Genomic DNA, 18,335 nt, shown 5'->3' with positions numbered 1-18,335 from the left:
GCGGGCGCCACCTCAGCGGACCGATTCTTTCAGCAGCCGGCGCAGCACCTTCCCCGTTCCGCTCGCCGGCAGCGACTCGCGGAACTCCAGCTGGCGCGGCACCTTGTAGTGCGACATGTTGTCGCGCGCCCAACGCAGCAGCTCCTCCGCGTCGATGCCCTTCGGCTGCGGCACGACGAAGGCCTTGATCACCTCGCCCTTGTCGACATCGGGCACGCCGATCACGGCGACCTGCCGCACGCCGGGGTGCAGGATCAGGATGGACTCGACCTCCTCGGGGAAGACGCTGTAGCCCGACACCTTGATCATCTCCTTCACGCGGCCGATGAAGGTGAGGTAGCCCTGGTCGTCCATCTTGCCGATGTCGCCGGTGTGGACCCACCCGTCGCGCAGGACTTCGGCGGTCGCGTCGGGCCGGTTCCAGTACCCGTGGAACACGCCGCGGCTGCGCACCACGATCTCGCCGCTCTCGCCGGGCGGAAGCTCGCGGCCTTCGGGGTCGAGGATTTTCAGCTCCACGCCACGGCCCGGCACGCCGTTGGTGCCCCAGCGCACCGCATCGCGCGGCATGAGCACGTCGTTGGTGTGGGTCTCCGAAAGCCCGTAGCCGGCCTCGTACACCAGGCAGTCGTTGGCGAAGGCGCTCCAGCGCCGGGCCAGCTCCTCGGTGAGCTTGATGCCGAAGCTGGTCGCCATGGTGGTGTGCAGCGACGACAGGTCGAAGCGCTCGGCACCCGGCTCGTTCATGGTCGACACCAGCATCGGCGCCATGGCGTACCACCAGCTCACGCGATGCCGCTCGATGGCCTGGAGCACGGCCAGCGGGTCCATGCGGTTGAGCAGCACCACGGTTGCGCCGGTGTAGGCGAGCATCGTCACGCCGCAGATCATGCCGGCGATGTGATAGAGCGGTGCCACGGCCAGCATCACGTCGTCCTCGCGAATGCGGAACATCTCCTGCCCGACGGCCGTCTTGTAGAGCGCGTTGCGGTAGCTGAGCATGGCCCCCTTCGGCATGCCGGTGGTGCCAGAGGTGTAGGTCATCAGCGACACGTCGTCCATCGACGGCTGCACCGCCGGTGCGCTCACGTCGCCGGAGCGGGTCACGATCGCGTGGAAGTCCAGCGTGCCTTCGGGCAGCGGTTCGCGCGCCGCCACTTCGCCGGGGACGCGAAGGCTCGGCACCTGCGGCAGCAAGTCTGCGTAGCGCACGCAGAACACATGCGGCACGCGGACCCGATCGGCCACCGACTGGACGATCGGCACCAGGTGGTCGGCCGCCACGATCGCCTTGGCACCGAGGTCGCCCACCTGGTAGGCGAACTCGTGCGCCTTGAACATCGGGCTGCAGGGGCTCACGATGGCACCGATCTTCTGAATGCCGAAGTGTGCGATGAGGTACTGCGGGCAGTTCTGCATGAAGAGCGCCACCCGGTCGCCCTTGGCCACCCCGCGCTCGTGCAGCGCCTGGGCGAAGGCATCGCTCCAGCGGTCGAGTTCGGCATAGCTGATGGCGCGGCCGTACCACAGCAGCGCGGCCTTGCCGGGCTGGCGGCGGGCGTGGCCGCGCAGGTAGTCGTGCAGGGGCTGCTCGCCCTGGAGGTAGTCGATGTCGTCGTCGTTCATGCTCTACAGGCCCAGCGCGTGCTTGGCCATGATGTTCTTCTGGATCTCGGTACTGCCGCCGTAGATGGTCATGGCGCGGCAGAACAGGTAGGTCGCGACCGGCCCGAGCGCGTGCGCGGGGCCGATCGGCGCGTCCTCTCCCTGGCCGAAGAGCGGCCCGGGCTGGTAGCGCAGCGCATCGGGGCCGCTCGCCTGCACCAGCAGCTCGGTGATGCGCTGCGCGATCTCGGTGCCGCGGATCTTGATGAAGGAGGACTTGCCCGGCCCGGGCGGCGTGCCGGCATCCATGTCCGACAGCATCCGCAAGAGCCCGATCTCGAGCGCCTTGAACTGCACCTCGACTGCGGCAACCTCCGCCATGAAGGAGGGGTCGTCTGCCAGACGCTTGCCATTGCTGCCCACTTCCGCTGCCACGCGGTGCAGCTTCTGAAGCTCCTGCGTGATGAAGCGCAGGTTGGCGTTCTCCACGCGCTCGTGCTCCAGCAGGAACTTCGCGTAGGTCCAGCCCCGCCCCTCCTCGCCGATCAGGTTGCGCCTGGGCACGCGCACGTCGTTGAAGAACACGGCGTTGAGATAGTGCCGCCCGTCCATCATGCGGATCGGCTGCACCTCGATGCCCGGGGTCTTCATGTCGATGAGCAGGAAGGAGATGCCCTGCTGCCGCTTGCCCTCGCGGCCGGTGCGGACCAGGCAGAACATCCAGTCCGCATGATGCGCGTAGGAGGTCCAGATCTTCTGGCCGTTCACGATGTAGTGGTCGCCGCCGTCCTCGGCCGCCGTCTGCAGCGCCGCGAGGTCGGAGCCTGCGCCCGGCTCCGAGTACCCCTGGCACCACCACACCGACGAATCGCGAATGGACGGCAGGTGCCCGGCCTTCTGCTCGGGCGTGCCGAAGGTGTAGATGACCGGCCCCACCATCGCCGGCCCGAAGACCTGCAGCTCGGGGCAGTGCATCTCGCCCGCGACCCGGTTGAAGATGATGGTCTGCATGGGGCTCCATGCATGGCCGCCGAACTCGCGCGGCCAGGCGCCGGTGAACCAGCCCTTGCGCCCGAGGATCTGCTGCCAGCGCATGAAGTCGTCGCGCCCGAGGTGCCGGTCCAGACGCACCTTCTCGCGAATGTCCTGCGGCAGCTCGCGCGCGATGAACTCGCGCACCTCCGCTTCGAATGCCCGCTCCTGCGGGGAAAGATCGAGATTCATGCCGTGCCGCCTCCTTCTCGCGCGGCTCGGTCAGGCTTGCGCATAGCGCTGCAGGTGCCAGCTGCTGTCGCCGAAGCTGACGCCGATCATCGAGAGACGCTTGAAGTAGTGGCCTACCGCCAGCTCCTCGGTCACGCCCATGGCGCCGTGCAGTTGCACCGCCTCCTGTCCCACCCGGCGTGCCGCGCGGTCGATCTCGATCTTGGTGGCCGAGAGCGCCTTGCGGCGTGCGGCGGCATCGGCCTCGCCCAGCATCAGCGCGCCGTACAACGCCATCGAGCGAGCCTCGTCCAGCGCGATGGTCATGTCGACCATGCGATGCTGCAGTGCCTGGTTGGTGCCGATGGGACGGCCGAACTGCTGGCGCGTCTTGAGGTAGTCGAGCGTCATGTCCACCAGCGTGCTCATCGCACCGACGGCTTCCGAGGCGATGGCGGCGATGGCCTGGTCGATCACGAGCTCGAGCACAGGCAGGGCCGCGCCCTCCTCCCCAAGCCGCTGCGACGCATCGGCACGCACGCCTTCGAACACCAGGTCCGCGGCGCGGCTGCCATCGTGCATGGCATGGGGGCGCACCTCGAGTCCCGGTGCCTTGGCATCGACGACCAGCGCCGTCAGTCCGGCCGGCTCCGAGGCCTGGCCGGCGCTGCGCGCGATCACCACGTAGTGGTCCGCGGCAGCGCCGCCGTGCACCAGGGACTTGCGCCCGTCGATGCGCCAGCCCTGGCCCTCGCGCCGGGCCGTGGTCGTGCAGTGCGCGATCTCGTAGCGCGACTCGGGTTCGGCATAGGCCAGTGCCAGCTTGTGTTCGCCGGCCATCATCGGCTGCAGCCAGCTGGCCTTCTGTGCGGTGCTGCCGAGGGAGGCCAGCACGCCGCCGGCGAGCACCACGTTGGCAAGGTAAGGCTCCAGCAGCAGGCCGCGGCCGATACCTTCCATCACGATGCCGGTGTCGGTCGCGTCGCCGCCGATGCCGCCGTCCTCTTCGCTGAAGGGCACGGCCAGCCAGCCGAAATCGGCGTAGCTGCGCCAGCAGTTCTCGTCGTGGCCGAGCTCGCTCGCGACCAGCTTGCGGCGGTGCGCGAAATCGTATTCCTCGCGCACGAAGCGCTCGACGCTTTCGCGCAGCTGGTTCTGTTCGGGGGTGTACTGGAGATCCATGGAATGTCCGGAAAGGTTGCTTGGAAAGTCCGGCCGGGTTCAGAGCGCGAGGTAGCGCTGCTGCACCTCGGGGTGCTGGTCGAAGCGGTCCCAGTCGCCCTCGAAGACCACGCGGCCCGTGTCGATCACGTAGACGTACTGGGTGCAGCGCCGCGCGAACCAGATGTTCTGCTCGCACAGCAGGAGCGCCACGTTGCCCTCGGTGCAGGTGCGCACGACATCGCGCGCCATCTCCTCGACGATGATCGGTGCCAGCCCTTCGGTCGGCTCGTCGAGCAGCAGGAGCGTGGGGTTGGCGGCCATCGCGCGCGCCACCGCCAGCAGCTGCTGCTGGCCGCCGCTGAGCTGGCCGCCGTAGCGCTGCTGCAGCGGCGCCAGCATGGGAAAGCGGGCGATGATGTCCGCCACCCGGATCGCAGGCCGGTCGGCCGAGGCGCCGTAGCGCGCCATGGCGATGTTCTCCGCGACGGTGAGGTGCGTGAAGATGCGCCGGTCCTCCGGGACCAGCGACAGGCCCATGCGGGTGCGCTGGTGCGTCGGCACGCCATGCAGGTCGCGGCCGTCGAAGCGCAGGATGCCGCGCACGCGCGGCCCGGCGTTCATCACGCTTTTCAGCAGCGTCGACTTGCCGGCGCCGTTGCGCCCGAGCAGCGCGACGCGCTGGCCGGCCTTCACCGACACCTGTGCGCCATGCAGGATGTGGCTGTCGCCGTAGAAGGCGTCGAGTTCGCGGACTTCAAGCACCGACCATCTCCTTGCCGAGGTAGACCTCGCGCACTTTCGGATCGCTGCGCACCTGCTCGACGGTGCCGGTCGACACCACCTCGCCGTAGTTCATCACCATGATCCGGTCGGCCAGGCCGAACACCACGTCCATGTCGTGCTCGGTCATGACGACGGTGATGCCGCGCTCCTTCTGCGTGCGCGCGACCAGCTGCGCGATGTCGGCCCGGTCGCTGGGCGACATGCCGGCGGTGGGCTCGTCGAGCATCAGGATGCTCGGCCTGCCGGCCAGCGCGATCACGAACTCGAGCCGCTTCTTGTCGCCGTGCGAGAGAAAGCGCGCGGCCTCCTGCGCCAGCGCGTGGAGCTTGACGTCTTCCAGCAGCGCCATGGCCTCGGCCCGCACGTCCGCCGAGGGCGCGCAGCGCCAGCGCGCCCCCAGCGGCTCGCGCCGGTACTGGCGGCGCGCCTCGACGGCGGCGATCACGTTGTCGAGCACGGTGAAGTCGTGGAACACGCGCGCGACCTGGAAGGTGCGGCCGAAGCCCTGGCGCACGCGTTCGTGCGCGGGAAGGCGGGTGACGTCCTTGCCCTCGAAGCGGATGGTCCCGCCGTCGCAGGGCACTTCGCCGGTCATGACCTTGAACATGGTGGTCTTGCCGGCGCCGTTCGGGCCGATGATGGCGAAGACCTCCCCGCGCGCGGCCGACAGGCTCACGCCGTGCAGCACCTCGATCGGGCCGTAGTTCTTGCGCACGCCGTCCACGCGCAGCAGCTCTTCGGTCATCGCGCGCCTCCTGCCTCGAGCTTGCCGATGGCCGGCACGCGCGCCTCTCGCGCTACCGGCTCACCCGCCGCATCGCCCGCCGCGTCGCCCGCCGGCACGGCCGGCCTCCGGCCCCAGAGCCGCTCCTCCACGCTGCGCCACAACCCGACCGCGCCGTTGGGTGCCAGCAGGATGATGGCGAGCAGCCCGGTGCCGACGATCAGCTCCGACAGGCCCACCAGCGTGCGCGTGGCGTACGTGATGGCGGCAAACAGCCCTGCCCCCACCACCGGCCCCCAGAACGAACTCACCCCGCCCAGCAGCGTGTTCAGCATCGGCTGGGCCGAGGCCAGCCAATGCACCTCCTCCACCGTGACGATGCGCGACCAGGGCGCGTACAGCGCGCCAGCCACCGCCGCGACCGCGCCCGAGATCACGAAGGCCGCGAGCCGGTAGCGTGCGACGTTCGTCCCCATGAAGGCTGCGCGCTCCGCGTCCTGGCGCACCGTCTGCAGCGTGCGGCCGAAGCGGCTGTGCAGCAGCCACCACAGGAAGGCGGTGATCAGCACCGTGGCCACCAGCAGGAACCAGTAGTAGGCGCTGGAGCTGGTGAGGTCGATGCGCAGCAGGCCGAGGTCGAGCACCGGCCGCGGGATGTCGGTGATGCCGTCCTCCCGCCCCAGCAAGGTCGAGAAGCCGATGATGAGCCGCAGTGCCTCGGCCAGCGCCACCGTCAGCACCGCGAGGAACACGCCGCTCATGCGGCGCAGCGCCAGCACGCCGACGACCCACGCCGCGCAGGCGCCGAACAGCGCCGCGGTCGCCAGCACGCCGAGAAAAGGCACGCCCGCGATGTGCCGCAGCGCCAGCGCAGCGAGGTAGGCGCCGATGGCGAAGAAGCCCGCATGCCCGAAGGACACCAGCCCGGTGTAGCCGAACAGGATGTTCCAGGAGAGCGCGAAGATCACCTGCACCAGGACCGTCCCGACCACGTACAGCGGCCCTGCGTTCACCCACAGCGGCAGCGTCGCCAGGATGCCGACCGTGGCGACGCCCAGCACTTGCCACACGCCACGCGGAATGCGCGGGCGATGCAGCGCGCCCGAGCCGTGGGCCTCGCTGCCGGAGTCGGCCTGTGCGCCGACGGCAGGGAACAGGCCATTGGGCTTCCAGAGCAGGAAGGCGGCGAGCACGACGTAGATCGCGAGGCCAGGCAACGAAGGCAGGAGCACGGTGTTGAGGCTCTGCACCAGGCCCAGTACCAGCGAGCCGATGAAGGCGCCGCGGATGTTGCCGAGCCCGCCGATGATCACCGCGAAGAAGGCAAACATCAGGTAGGAGTCGCCCAGCCCGGTCGACAGGCTCTGGTTGGGCAGCAGCAGGCCGCCCGCGAGGCCCGCGAGGAAGAAGCTGGCCATCACGCTCAGCGCGATGCCGAAAGAGACGTTGAGCCCCAGCACGCCCGCCATCCACGGGTCGGCCGCGAGCGCCTGCATCAGCTTGCCGAACCACATGCGGTGGATGGCCACCTCCAGCACGATGTAGACCAGCACGCCGGCCGCGATCACGAAGATCTGGTAGGCCGAGAAGAACATGCCGAAGGGGTTGAGCGGCTGGTCCAGGCCCGGCGGCGGATTGACGGAGAAGAAGTCGACGCCCCACACCAGCTTGGTCACGCCGGAGCAGACCATCATGAGCGCGAAGGTCGCGATCAGCACGTAGTGCGGATCGACGTTGCGCAGCCGGCGCAGCACCAGCCGGTCGGTCACGAGGCCCAGCAGCGCCACCACGATCCCGCCCACCAGCGCGGCGAACAGGAACAGCCAGAGCGACTGCACGTCGCGCCCCATCACCGAATAGGCCGTGTAGGCACCGATCATGAAGAAGCCGCCCTGCGCCATGTTGAGCAGGCGCATCAGCCCGAAGATGAGCGTGAGGCCGGCGGCGACCACGAAGATCGCCATGCCGAACGCCGCGGCATTGAATACCGCGAACATCAGTTCATTGACCACGTTCAGCCCTCGTACTTCCTGCCCGGCGATGGTGGCTCGACGATCTCGGTCTCGTCCAGGCGGATCACCTGTTCCAGGCCGTAGCCCGGCGGCGTGTCGCGGGCGCCGATCTTGGCGAAGTAGAACGACCCGACGCCCTGGTGGTCTTCCTTGCGGATGCGGTACGGGCCCGCGGCCGTGTCGAACTGCAGGCCCTCGAGCGCCTGGATCACCGGCTCCGTCTCGGTCGAATTGGCCTTCTTCACCGCGTTGAAGATGGCCAGCGCGGAGCGATGCGATGCCTGCACGATGCCCGGCACGTAGGGTGTGCCGGCCACCTTGAGGATGTACTCGCTGAGCTGCTTGCTGACGGGGAACTGGCTCTTGAACGGCTCCAGCTCCGGCGCCCAGAAGGTCACGCCCCACAGGTTCTGCGGGGTCGACTTCTGCATGGCCTTGGCAATCAGCAGCTCGGTGCCTGCCTCGCCGATCACCTTGAACTTCTTGTCCATGCCCACGGCGCGGCCCTGCTGCAGCAGGCTGACGCAGGGCGCCGCCGTGAGGCCGATGAACAGGCCCTGCGCGCCCGAGTTCATCAGGTTGTTGATCTCGATCTTGTAGTCGGCCTTGTTGAGGCTGGCGAACACAGGCTCGAGCACCTGGACCTTGCGCCCGGCCTTGGCCGCCGCGCCCATCACGCCGTGCTTGAAGTAGCGCGCGACGTCGCGGCCGTTCTCGCTGTCGGGCGCGATCACGGCCCACGTTTCCACGTCGCTGAACTTGCTCGTCATCAGGTTGCCGATGCCGCCGTAGAGCATCAGCGCGTTGGACGACAGGCGGAAGAAGTTGCGGCTGAAGTTCTCGTGCGTCACCGACATCACGCTCGGCGCGGGCGCCACCACCACGCTCTTGAGCTCGGCCAGGATAGGCGCAATGGCCAGGGCCATGGGCGACTGGCCGGCGCCGATCGACACGTTGACGCCCTCGCCCGCCAGCTCGCGCACCGCGCTGACCGCGCCCGCGCTGGTGAACTTGTCGTCGCGCACCACGATCTCGATCTGTCGGCCGAGGAGTCCGCCGTTGTCGTTCCATTGCAGCTGCGCGGCCTTGATGCCGTTCAGCCAGGCCGCGCCGGCCTCTGCGCCGATGCCGCTCATCGGCAGCATGGCGCCGATCCGGATGGGCGCGCCCTGGGCACGCGCCAAGGGTGAAAGCCGGCTGCCGGCGGCGCCCACCAAGGCCGCAGCGCCTGCGGCCTGCACGAGGGTTCTGCGCTTGAGTGTCATCGTCGTTTCCTTCGCGCTCACAGCGAGATCGCCTTGCCCGGCGATGGCGGCTCGGCCACGTCGGCTTCGTTGTAGGCAATGGCATCGACGATGCCGTAGCCCGGGTCTGCATCGCGCGCGCCCACCTTGGCGATGTACGCGGTGCCCAGGCCCTGGTGGTCTTCCTTGCGCACGTGGTAGCTGCCCACCGCGGTGTCGAAGGTGAGGCCTTCGAGCGCGGCGATGACGGCGTCGGTCTCGGTGCTGCCCGCCTTCTGGATCGCGTTGAAGAGCCCGAGGGCGCAACGGTGGCTCGACTGCACGATGCTCGGCGGGTTCTTGTCGCCGGTGAGCTTCACGTAGGCTTCGTAGAGCGGCGTGCTCAGGGGGTTGCGCCGTCCGGCGTCGGTGCCCGGCACCCAGTAGCTGATGCTCCACAGGTTGGCGGGCGTGGACTTCTGCATCGCCTTGGCGATCATCAGTTCGGTGCCGGCGTCGCCGATCACCTTGAACTTCTTGTCCATGCCCACGGCGCGGCCCTGCTGCAGCAGGCTGATGCAGGGCGCGGCGGTGAGTCCGACGAACAGCCCTTGCGAGGGCGCGTTCATCAGGCTGTTGATCTCGATCTTGTAGTCGGCCTTGTTGAGGCTGGCGAACACCGGCTCCAGCACCTTGACCTGGCGTCCGGCCTTGGCGGCGGCGCGCTGCACGCCGATGGTGAAGAAGCGCGCCATGTCGCGGCCGTTCTCGCTGTCGGGCACGATGCACGACCAGGTCTGCACGTCCTTGAAGCGGTCGGTGAGCATGTTGCCGATGCCGGCGAAGGCAATGTAGGCGTTCCAGGACAGGCGAAAGAAGTTCGGCTGGAAGTTCTCGTGCGTGAGCGACATCACCGTCGGGCACGGCGCGACCATCATGGCCTTGAGCTCGGGCAGGATCGGTGCGGTGGCCAGCGCCATGGGCGACTGCGATCCGCCGATCAACAGGTTGACCCCGCTGCCGGCCAGCTCGCGCGCTGCCGCGACCGCGCCCGCACTGGTGAACTTGTCGTCGCGCACGACCAGCTCCACGTTGCGCTTGAGCACGCCGCCCTTTGCGTTCCACTGCTCGGCCGCGACCTTCGCGCCTGCCAGCCACGCTGCACCGGCCTCCGCGCCGATGCCGCTCATCGGCAGCATCACGCCGATGCGAACCGGGCCGGCCTGGGCGCGGGCGGCTCGCATCGCGGGCAGGCCCAGCACGCCGACGGCTGCGGTGGACTGGAGGAAGTGGCGCCTTTTCATGGACATCGGTGTCTCCTGCGGTGATGCGCCGGAACAATCTCTGGCGCGTAATTTGTTATAACAGATTGAAATTTACAGGTCGAGGGGCAGGAGGCGTACTGGCGAAAACCCGCATGCGTGGACGTGGAGGGGCGCCGTGGCTGGATGGAGAAGGGGTCCATCGTTGAATGGAGAAGGGGTCCGTCGTTGGATGCACGCCCGGCACGCGGTACGGGCCGGTCGACCCCACTGCGGCGGCCCCTTCGGGGCTTCCCTGCGGTGCTCGCCTTTCGCGGGGTCTCGCTCAAACTCGCCTGCGGCTCAAACAGTCGCGAGCCCTGATCCGCGAAAGGCTGCGCTCCTCGGCGCCGCAGAGGGGTCGCCCAACCCGCACCGCATGCCGGGCTTGGGAGTGTTCGGGCGTTGCGTGCACTTCGGACCTCAGACCTCGAACGTCTGGAGCCTCACCCCGAGCTTATCCACGCAGGCGTGCGGTATGCCCTGGGCCGGCCGTTGAGGCGCCGCCGAGCAGCGCAGCGGCAGGCGGATCAGGGCCGCGCGTGTCTGAGCCGAAGGCGAGTTTGCGCGGACCCCGCCTGACGCGAGCAGCGCAGGGCAGCCGCGAAGCGGCCGGCGACGTCGGCCGGCACAGGGCATACCGCATGCCTGCGCACGCGCACGCTGTCAAAGCCCTTCATTCGCACGTTCACCGCACGCAGCACCGCATCAGCACATTGCGAAGCCACCGATTCGCCGCATCGTTGTCCGCACTCGCATGCCAATACATGTAGGCGTCCATCGACGAATGCGGCGCCGGAAACGCCAGCACCTGGTTGCCGAACTGCCGGTTGGCCATGTGCGCATAGCTCTCAGGCATCGTGAGCACGAGGTCGGTCTCCGACACCGTGCGGCACGCCGCAAAGTAGAACTGGCATCGCAGCGCCACCTGCCGCTGCACCCCCATGCGCCGCAGCTCGATGTCCTCGAAGCCGGGCCCCTGGCGTCGCGAGGTCACGAGGATGTGGCGCTGCGCCAGATAGGTGTCCAGGTCCACCGACCCATCGATCGCCGGATGCCCCTTGCGGGCCACCACGGCCATCCCGTCGACGCTGATCCGCTTGAACTTGACCGCGTCCGACAACGGAAGAAGCACGTCCACCGCCAGGTCGAGCGTGCCGGCGGCCAGCTCGCTCTCGAGGCTGCGGCGATTGGCGCGAACGCTCGAGACCTCGACCTCCGGCGCCTCGAGCGCCAGGGCACGCATCAGCGGCGACATCACCGTCGACTCCATGAAGTCGCGCAGCCCGATCACGAAGCGCTTCCTCGCAACGGCGGGCTCGAAGCTCTGGGTGTCGTTCAGCAGCGAACCGATCGACTGCAGCGAACCGCGCAGCGGATCGATCAGCCGCTTGGTCAGCGGCGTCGGCACCATCCGGTGGCCCTGCCGCTCGAACAGCGGATCGTTGAAGAGGTCGCGCAGGCGCGCCAGCGCATGGCTGATGGCCGGCTGCGTCAGGTGCAGCTTCTCGGCGGCCTTGGTGATGCCGCCTTCCGTGTAGATGGTGTCGAGCACCACGAGCAGGTTGAGGTCGACTCTCGAGATATGCATTCGCTGTATCCAGGTCTATTCCAAGCATTCATTGGCTTCCCGGGGGGCGGTGCCCTTAGGCTGTCTCCCGAGAACGCGCACCATCATGCCGCGAGACGCTCTGCACCTGCATTCACCGAGGAGACAAGCCCCATGATCCCTTTGATCCGACGACGGCCCTGCGGACCCACGGCCCCATGAGCGAGGCGTTCAGCGGCACGACGGAGGTCCACGAGCGCCACCGCTTCGACGAGGGCTCGCTGCAGCGGTGGTTCGACTCGCACGTCGACGATGGCGTACGCGCGGGCTTTCGCGTCTCGCAGTTCAGGGGCGGCCAGTCGAACCCGACCTTCCTGGTCGAGACCGCCAGCAACCGCTATGTCGTGCGCCGCAAGCCGACGGGCACGCTGCTGCCCTCGGCCCATGCCGTGGATCGCGAATTCCGGGTCATGAAGGCGCTCGCCGACACGGACGTGCCGGTCCCGCGCGTGCATGCGCTGTGCGAGGACGACGCGGTCATCGGCACCGCGTTCTACGTGATGGACTACATGGATGGCCGCATCCTGTGGGACCCTCGCCTGCCCGATGCGAGCGCGGACGAGCGAGGCCGGATCTGCGACGAGATGAACAGGGTGATGGCCGCGCTGCACGAGGTCGATGTCCACGCGGTGGGCCTCGGCGACTACGGTCGCCCGGGCAACTACATCGAGCGCCAGATCGCGCGCTGGAGCCGACAGTACCGGGCCAGCGAGACCGAGCGCATCGAGGCGGTCGAGCGGCTCATCGAATGGCTTCCGCAACACGTGCCGCAGGAAACGGCGACGCGCATCGTGCACGGCGACTTCCGCCTCGACAACCTGGTGTTCGCGCACGATGCGCCGCGCATCATCGCCGTGCTCGACTGGGAACTCTCGACCCTGGGCGACCCGATGGCGGACTTCGCCTACCACTGCATGGCCTGGCAACTGCCGCCGCCGTTCCGCGGACTCGGCGACCTGTCTGCCAGCCAGTTGGAAGCACTGGGGCTGCCTTCCGAAGAGGGCTATCTCGCACGCTACTGCGAGCGCCGCAAGCTTCCGGCCGTAACACCGGAAGCGTGGCGCTTCTACACCGCCTTCAACCTGTTCCGCGCCGCCGCGATTGCACAAGGGATCATGGGCCGTGCGCTGGCGGGGAACGCCTCGAACACGCACGCGCTCGATGCCGGCCGCCAGGCGCGGCAACTGGCCGAACTCGGCTGGCAGCGCGCCGCGCAGGCCTGATCGCGAGATGCCGCCAGTGTTGCATCCGCCCTGCTTTCGCGGCTTGCGCTTCGCGGCTGCCGATGCCGCCGCGGTGGCATCGGTCTTCGACAAGGTCCTCGGTATGGCGGCAATGCCTCCGCGCACAGCCGGGGACTCACCGTGCGGTCGCTTCCTGCTCGACGCTCAATGGCTCGAGGTTTGCGCCGCCCCGGGCAACACCCTGGACCTGGGCTGCGACGATCTCGGCACGCAGCGCACGCACCTGCGGCGCCTCGGCATCGAGGCCCTCGACGGTTCGGCGCTGGGCTGCACGCCAAGACTTCGGCTCGACGCGATGGACACCGGCGCCTGCACGGTCGACCTGCGCGAGCAGGCAGCCCCGGTGGGTTCAGCCGAGGACGGCCGCGCTGCAAGCGGCAATGGGGCCGATCGGCTCTGCGGGATGGAGTTGGCGGTCCGGGCGCCCGAGCGCGTGGCCCTTCACTGGGCGCAGCTCTTCCATGCGCGGTCCTCGCGCGACGAGGGCGGATTGCCACGGGTCACCCTCGCCTCCTTCGACCTCCGCTTCGCCCTGGCTGCGGACGGGCGCACCGGCGTGACCGCACTGGAATTCGCCGCGGCCGAACTCGCGCCGCTGGTGCGCAAGGCATCGGCGCAAGGCTTCGATGTGTGCGGCGACGCCCGGCGCGCTGCATTCAACGCACAGGGCATCGCTTTCCGCCTCCGGTCCGGGGCCTGAGCGGCCCGACGCGTTCAGAGCACCTCGAACACCCCCGCGGCCCCCATCCCGCCGCCGATGCACATCGTCACGACCACCTTCTTCGCACCGCGGCGCTTGCCTTCGATCAGCGCGTGCCCGGTCAGCCGCTGGCCGCTCACGCCATAGGGGTGCCCGACCGCGATGGCGCCACCGTTCACGTTCAGCCGGTCGCCCGGAATGCCCAGCTTGTCGCGGCAGTAGATCACCTGCACCGCGAAGGCCTCGTTGAGCTCCCACAGGTCGATGTCCTGGACCTTCAGGCCCAGGCGCTTGAGCACCTTGGGGATGGCGAACACCGGGCCGATGCCCATTTCGTCGGGCTCGCAGCCCGCGACCGCGAAGCCGAGGAAGCGGCCCAGGGGCTTCAGCCCCTTCTTCTCGGCGTAGCCCTCCTCCACCACCACGCAGGCGCCGCCGCCATCGGAGAACTGGCTGGCATTGCCGGCCGAGATCACGCCGCCAGGAATGGCCGGGCGGATGCCGCTGATGCCTTCCTTGGTGGTGCCGGGGCGGATGCCCTCGTCGTTCTCGACCGTCACTTCCTTGGTGCGCAGGCCCATCACGGGGTCGGCCACGCCGGCCAGCACGGTGATGGGGGCGATCTCGTCCTTGAAGAGGCCCTTCTCGAGCGCGGCGGCGGCCTTCTGCTGGCTGGCGGCGCCGTACTCGTCCATGGCGTCGCGGCCGATGTCGTAGCGCTTGGCGACCTGCTCGGCGGTCTGCAGCATGTTCCAGTAGGTCTCGGGCTTGTGCTTGACCAGCCAGGGGTCGGCCAGCATGTGCTTGTTCATCTCGTTCTGCACGCACGAGATGCTCTCCACGCCGCCGGCCACGTAGACCTCGCCCTCGCCGGCAATGATGCGCTGCGCGGCGGTGGCGATGGTCTGCAGGCCCGAGGAGCAGAAGCGGTTGATGGTCATGCCCGAGGTGGTGACGGGCAGGCCGGCACGCAAGGCGATCTGGCGCGCGATGTTGGCGCCGGTGGCACCTTCGGGGTTGGCGCAGCCCATGATGACGTCGTCGACTTCGGCAGCCTCGATGCCGGCACGCGCCACGGCGTGCTGCACGGCATGGCCGCCGAGGGTGGCGCCGTGCGTCATGTTGAAGGCGCCTTTCCAGCTCTTGGCAAGCGGGGTGCGGGCGGTGGAGACGATGACGGCACGGGTCATGGTGGAGTCCTTTGCAGAGAGATGATGATGGGGTTCAGCCGAACTGCTTGCCTTCGGCCACCAGCTTCTCGATCAGCGGGGCCGGCTGCCAGAACGCCGCGTCGTCGCGCGGGTTCTTCGCAAAGCGCTTCATCGCTTCGGCCACGTTGAAGAGACCGACCTGGTTGGCGTAGTGCATCGGGCCGCCGCGGTAGATCGGGAAGCCGTAGCCGGTGAGATACACCATGTCGATGTCGCCGGACTTGGAGGCGATGCCGTCTTCGAGGATATGGGCGCCCTCGTTGACCAGTGCGTAGACCAGTCGCTGCACGATCTCGTCGTCGGAGATCTTGCGCGGGGTGATGCCGAGCTCCTTGCGGTGGTCCTCGATCATCTTGTTGACGAGCGCCGACGGGATGGCGTCGCGCTTGCCGGCCTGGTAGTCGTACCAGCCTGCCCCGGTCTTCTGGCCGAAGCGGCCGAGCTCGCACAGCTTGTCTGCCGTGCGGCTGTACTTCATGTCGGGATGCTCGACGGCGCGGCGCTTGCGGATGGCCCAGCCGATGTCGTTGCCGGCAAGGTCGCCCATCCGGAAGGGGCCCATGGCAAAGCCGAATTTCTCGATGGCCCTGTCCACCTGCTGCGGGGTGGCACCCTCGTCGAGCAGGAAGCCGGCCTGGCGCGAGTACTGCTCGATCATGCGGTTGCCGATGAAGCCATCGCACACGCCGGAGACGACGGCCGTCTTCTTGATCTTCTTGGCGAGGGCCATGACGGTGGCGAGCACGTCCTTGGCAGTGTGCTTGCCGCGCACGACCTCCAGCAGCTTCATGACGTTGGCGGGGCTGAAGAAGTGCATGCCGACGACATCCTGCGGGCGCTTCGTGAAGGCGGCGATCTTGTCGACATCGAGCGTCGAGGTGTTGGAGGCGAGGATGGCGCCGGGCTTGGCGACGCGATCGAGTTCCTTGAAGACCTTCTCCTTGACGCCCAGTTCCTCGAAGACGGCCTCGATGACGAGGTCGGCATCCTTGAGGTCGTTGTAGTCGAGGGTGGTGGACAGCAGCGCCATGCGCTGCTCGTACTTGTCGGCCTTGAGCTTGCCCTTCTTGACCTGGGCCTCGTAGTTCTTGCGGATGGTGGCGATGCCGCGGTCGAGCGCCTCCTGCTTCATCTCGAGGATCTTGACGGGGACCCCGGCGTTGAGGAAGTTCATGGTGATGCCGCCGCCCATGGTGCCGGCACCGATCACGCCGACCGACTGGATGGCGCGCTGGGGCGTGTCTTCGGGGACGTCGGCAATCTTGCTGGCCGCGCGTTCGGCGAAGAAGCCGTGGCGCAACGCAGCGCTCTCCGGCGTCCACACGAGCTCGGTGATGGCGGCGCGCTCGTAGTCCACGGCCGCGTCGAAGTCCAGGCGCACCGACTGCGCCACACAGTCGAGGCAGCGAAGCGGCGCGGGGTAGTTGCGCGAACTCGCCGCGACACTGTTGCGCGCGAACTGCAGGTAGGCCTCGGCGTTCGGATGCTCGACCTTCAGGTCGCGGGAGCGCGGCAGCGGGCGAAGCTGCGCCTTGGCACGCGCGAACTCGATGGCGGCGGCCACGACGTCGTCCCGAACGAGCCGGTCGAACAGCTTCTGCGACGGCATCTCGGCCAGCACGTCGCTCATCACCGTGTTGCCCGTCACGATCATGTTGAGCGCGGCTTCGAGCCCGATCAGGCGCGGCAGCCGCTGGGTGCCGGTCGCGCCGGGCAGGATGCCGATGCGCACCTCGGGCAGTGCGACCTGCGTGCCGCTCTGCACGATGCGGTAGTGGCAGCCCATCGCCAGCTCCAGGCCGCCTCCCATCACGACGCCATGGATCGCGGCCACGACGGGTTTGCTGCTGCCCTCGACCAGGCGGATCACGTCGACGAGTTCCGGCGAGGCCGTGGCTTCGGGCTTGTTGAACTCGCGGATATCGGCGCCGCCGCAGAATGCGCGGCCTTTCCCGGTCAGCACGATGGCGAGGACCTCGGCATCGTCCTGCGCACGCGCGATCGATTCCGCGATGAATCTGCGGTTGCCCAGGCCCAGGCTGTTGACGGGGGGGTTGTCCATCGCGACGACGGCAATGCCGTCGCGCACTTCGTAGCTGGCTGTCACGTAGGTTCCTTTCGCCATTGGATGCGCATCGATGTTCCTTCAGCCGGCGCTGCAGCCGCATCAACAAGACGCATGCGCCGGATGAAAAGCCTTCATGCCGAACGGCCCCCGAAGCGGCCGGGTCGGGGCACCATCGAGTCATCCCCCACTCCGCTGGGCTCTTCCCACCCACGCACCTTCGACACCATGGAATTCGACTACACGCCCAAGGTCCAGGACCTCCGCACCCGCCTCCTCGCCTTCATGGACGAGCACATCTATCCCAACGAAAAGCGGCGCGAGGAAGAAGCCCAGCAGTCCTGGCTGAACGCCCGCGACGGCGGCAGCTACACCACGCTGCCGCTGATGGAGGAGCTCAAGCCGAAGGCGCGCGCCGCCGGCCTGTGGAACATGTTCCTGCCCGAGGCCGGCCACGGAGCGGGCCTGACGAACCTCGAGTACGCGCCGCTGTGCGAAATCATGGGCAGGCGCTACTGGTGTGCCGAGGCCTTCAACTGCAGCGCGCCGGACACCGGCAACACCGAGGTCATCGCGCGCTACGGCTCGCCCGAGCAGCAGGAGCGCTGGCTGCGCCCGATGCTCGATGGCGAGATCCGCTCCTCCTTCGCCATGACGGAACCGGCGGTCGCCTCGTCGGACGCAACCAACATCGAGTGCAGCATCCGCCGCGACGGCAGCGACTATGTGATCAACGGGCGCAAGTGGTACATCACCGGCGCGATGAACGAGCGTTGCAAGCTCTTCATCCTCATGGGCAAGACCGACCCCGACAACGCCGACCGGCATCGGCAGCAGTCGATGATCATCGTGCCGCGCGACACGCCCGGCGTGACCGTGCTGCGCGACATGGCGCTCATGGGCCACTACGACGCGCCCTTCGGGCACCCCGAGGTGCTGTTCGAGAACGTGCGGGTGCCGGCGTCGAACCTGCTGCTCGGCGAGGGCCGCGGCTTCGAGATCGCGCAGGGCCGCCTCGGCCCCGGCCGCATCCACCATTGCATGCGCATGATCGGCATGGCCGAGTCGGCGCTCGAGATGATGTGCGAGCGCGTGGTCTCGCGCGTCGCCTTCGGCAAGCCGCTGTCGGAGCAGGGCGTGTGGCGCGAGCGCATCGCGAAGGCGCGGATGCTCATCGACCAGACGCGCTGGATGGTGCTGCACGCCGCGTGGCGCATGGACACGGTCGGCAACAAGGTGGCGGCCAAGGAGATCGCGATGATCAAGGTCATCGCCCCCAACAACTGCGTGCAGGTGATCGACGACGCGATGCAGGCCTTCGGCGCGGCCGGCCTGAGTCAGGACACGTTGCTGACTTCGTTCTACGCCTACGCACGCCACCTGCGGGTGGCCGACGGCCCCGACGAAGTGCACCGCAACGCGATCGCCAAGCACGAGCTCTCGGGATATCGCGCAGCCGCGGTGCGCTGAACGCAATACCGCGAAAAGGGG

General features: G+C 68.3%; 14 protein-coding genes. 3 read left to right on the top strand and 11 right to left on the bottom strand.

Translation table 11 applies throughout. The features are described 5' to 3' along the window. Positions 1 to 12: 12 nt before the first annotated feature. From G3W89_RS07640 to G3W89_RS07595, 9 genes are all read right to left on the bottom strand, one after another. Positions 13 to 1,626: an AMP-binding protein gene (locus G3W89_RS07640; protein ID WP_162573518.1), complete on the bottom strand. Its 1,614-nt coding sequence runs from the start codon at positions 1,624 to 1,626 to the stop codon at positions 13 to 15. Between the two features lie 3 nt (positions 1,627 to 1,629). Further along, entirely contained in the window at positions 1,630 to 2,829 is a 1,200-nt protein-coding gene (locus tag G3W89_RS07635; protein ID WP_162573517.1) for an acyl-CoA dehydrogenase family protein, read from the bottom strand. Between the two features lie 30 nt (positions 2,830 to 2,859). Continuing rightward, complete coding sequence (locus tag G3W89_RS07630; RefSeq protein ID WP_162573516.1) at positions 2,860 to 3,990, bottom strand: acyl-CoA dehydrogenase family protein; 1,131 nt, start codon at positions 3,988 to 3,990, stop codon at positions 2,860 to 2,862. Between the two features lie 39 nt (positions 3,991 to 4,029). Then, positions 4,030 to 4,734, bottom strand: coding sequence for an ABC transporter ATP-binding protein (locus G3W89_RS07625; RefSeq protein WP_162573515.1), 705 nt, complete (start codon positions 4,732 to 4,734; stop codon positions 4,030 to 4,032). After that, positions 4,727 to 5,500: an ABC transporter ATP-binding protein gene (locus G3W89_RS07620; RefSeq protein WP_162573514.1), complete on the bottom strand. Its 774-nt coding sequence runs from the start codon at positions 5,498 to 5,500 to the stop codon at positions 4,727 to 4,729. Before G3W89_RS07620 ends, G3W89_RS07625 begins: the two co-directional genes overlap by 8 nt. Then, on the bottom strand, positions 5,497 to 7,491 hold the full coding sequence (locus tag G3W89_RS33065; protein ID WP_197893533.1) for an ABC transporter permease: 1,995 nt from the start codon (positions 7,489 to 7,491) through the stop codon (positions 5,497 to 5,499). The genes G3W89_RS07620 and G3W89_RS33065 overlap by 4 nt, the downstream gene beginning before the upstream one ends. A gap of 2 nt (positions 7,492 to 7,493) precedes the next feature. Continuing rightward, positions 7,494 to 8,756, bottom strand: a complete 1,263-nt coding sequence (locus G3W89_RS07605) for an ABC transporter substrate-binding protein (protein ID WP_162573513.1) — start codon at positions 8,754 to 8,756, stop codon at positions 7,494 to 7,496. A gap of 17 nt (positions 8,757 to 8,773) precedes the next feature. Further along, positions 8,774 to 10,024 (bottom strand): ABC transporter substrate-binding protein, encoded by a 1,251-nt coding sequence (locus G3W89_RS07600; protein WP_162573512.1) that lies wholly within the window; start codon positions 10,022 to 10,024, stop codon positions 8,774 to 8,776. 679 nt (positions 10,025 to 10,703) lie between these two features. Then, positions 10,704 to 11,606, bottom strand: a complete 903-nt coding sequence (locus G3W89_RS07595; protein WP_162573511.1) for a LysR family transcriptional regulator — start codon at positions 11,604 to 11,606, stop codon at positions 10,704 to 10,706. Positions 11,607 to 11,782: 176 nt separating this feature from the next. On the opposite strand from G3W89_RS07595, the gene G3W89_RS07590 reads away from it, so the two are divergent. Together G3W89_RS07590 and G3W89_RS07585 are read left to right on the top strand one after the other, a co-directional pair. After that, positions 11,783 to 12,847: a phosphotransferase gene (locus G3W89_RS07590; RefSeq protein WP_162573510.1), complete on the top strand. Its 1,065-nt coding sequence runs from the start codon at positions 11,783 to 11,785 to the stop codon at positions 12,845 to 12,847. A 7-nt stretch (positions 12,848 to 12,854) separates the two neighbouring features. After that, positions 12,855 to 13,568, top strand: coding sequence for a hypothetical protein (locus G3W89_RS07585; protein ID WP_162573509.1), 714 nt, complete (start codon positions 12,855 to 12,857; stop codon positions 13,566 to 13,568). A gap of 14 nt (positions 13,569 to 13,582) precedes the next feature. Here G3W89_RS07585 and G3W89_RS07580 read toward each other — a convergent pair whose 3' ends face one another. Together G3W89_RS07580 and G3W89_RS07575 are read right to left on the bottom strand one after the other, a co-directional pair. Continuing rightward, positions 13,583 to 14,758: an acetyl-CoA C-acyltransferase gene (locus tag G3W89_RS07580; RefSeq protein ID WP_162573508.1), complete on the bottom strand. Its 1,176-nt coding sequence runs from the start codon at positions 14,756 to 14,758 to the stop codon at positions 13,583 to 13,585. A gap of 34 nt (positions 14,759 to 14,792) precedes the next feature. After that, complete coding sequence (locus tag G3W89_RS07575; protein WP_162573507.1) at positions 14,793 to 16,886, bottom strand: 3-hydroxyacyl-CoA dehydrogenase NAD-binding domain-containing protein; 2,094 nt, start codon at positions 16,884 to 16,886, stop codon at positions 14,793 to 14,795. Positions 16,887 to 17,072: 186 nt separating this feature from the next. Between G3W89_RS07575 and G3W89_RS07570 the strand changes: the two genes are divergently transcribed. Beyond that, positions 17,073 to 18,314: an acyl-CoA dehydrogenase family protein gene (locus G3W89_RS07570; RefSeq protein WP_162577376.1), complete on the top strand. Its 1,242-nt coding sequence runs from the start codon at positions 17,073 to 17,075 to the stop codon at positions 18,312 to 18,314. Positions 18,315 to 18,335: the final 21 nt, after the last annotated feature.

The sequence above is a fragment of the Variovorax sp. PBL-H6 genome (assembly GCF_901827155.1).
In the GTDB taxonomy this organism is placed as follows: domain Bacteria; phylum Pseudomonadota; class Gammaproteobacteria; order Burkholderiales; family Burkholderiaceae_C; genus Variovorax.
This window is presented reverse-complemented; position numbering and strand designations above follow the sequence as displayed.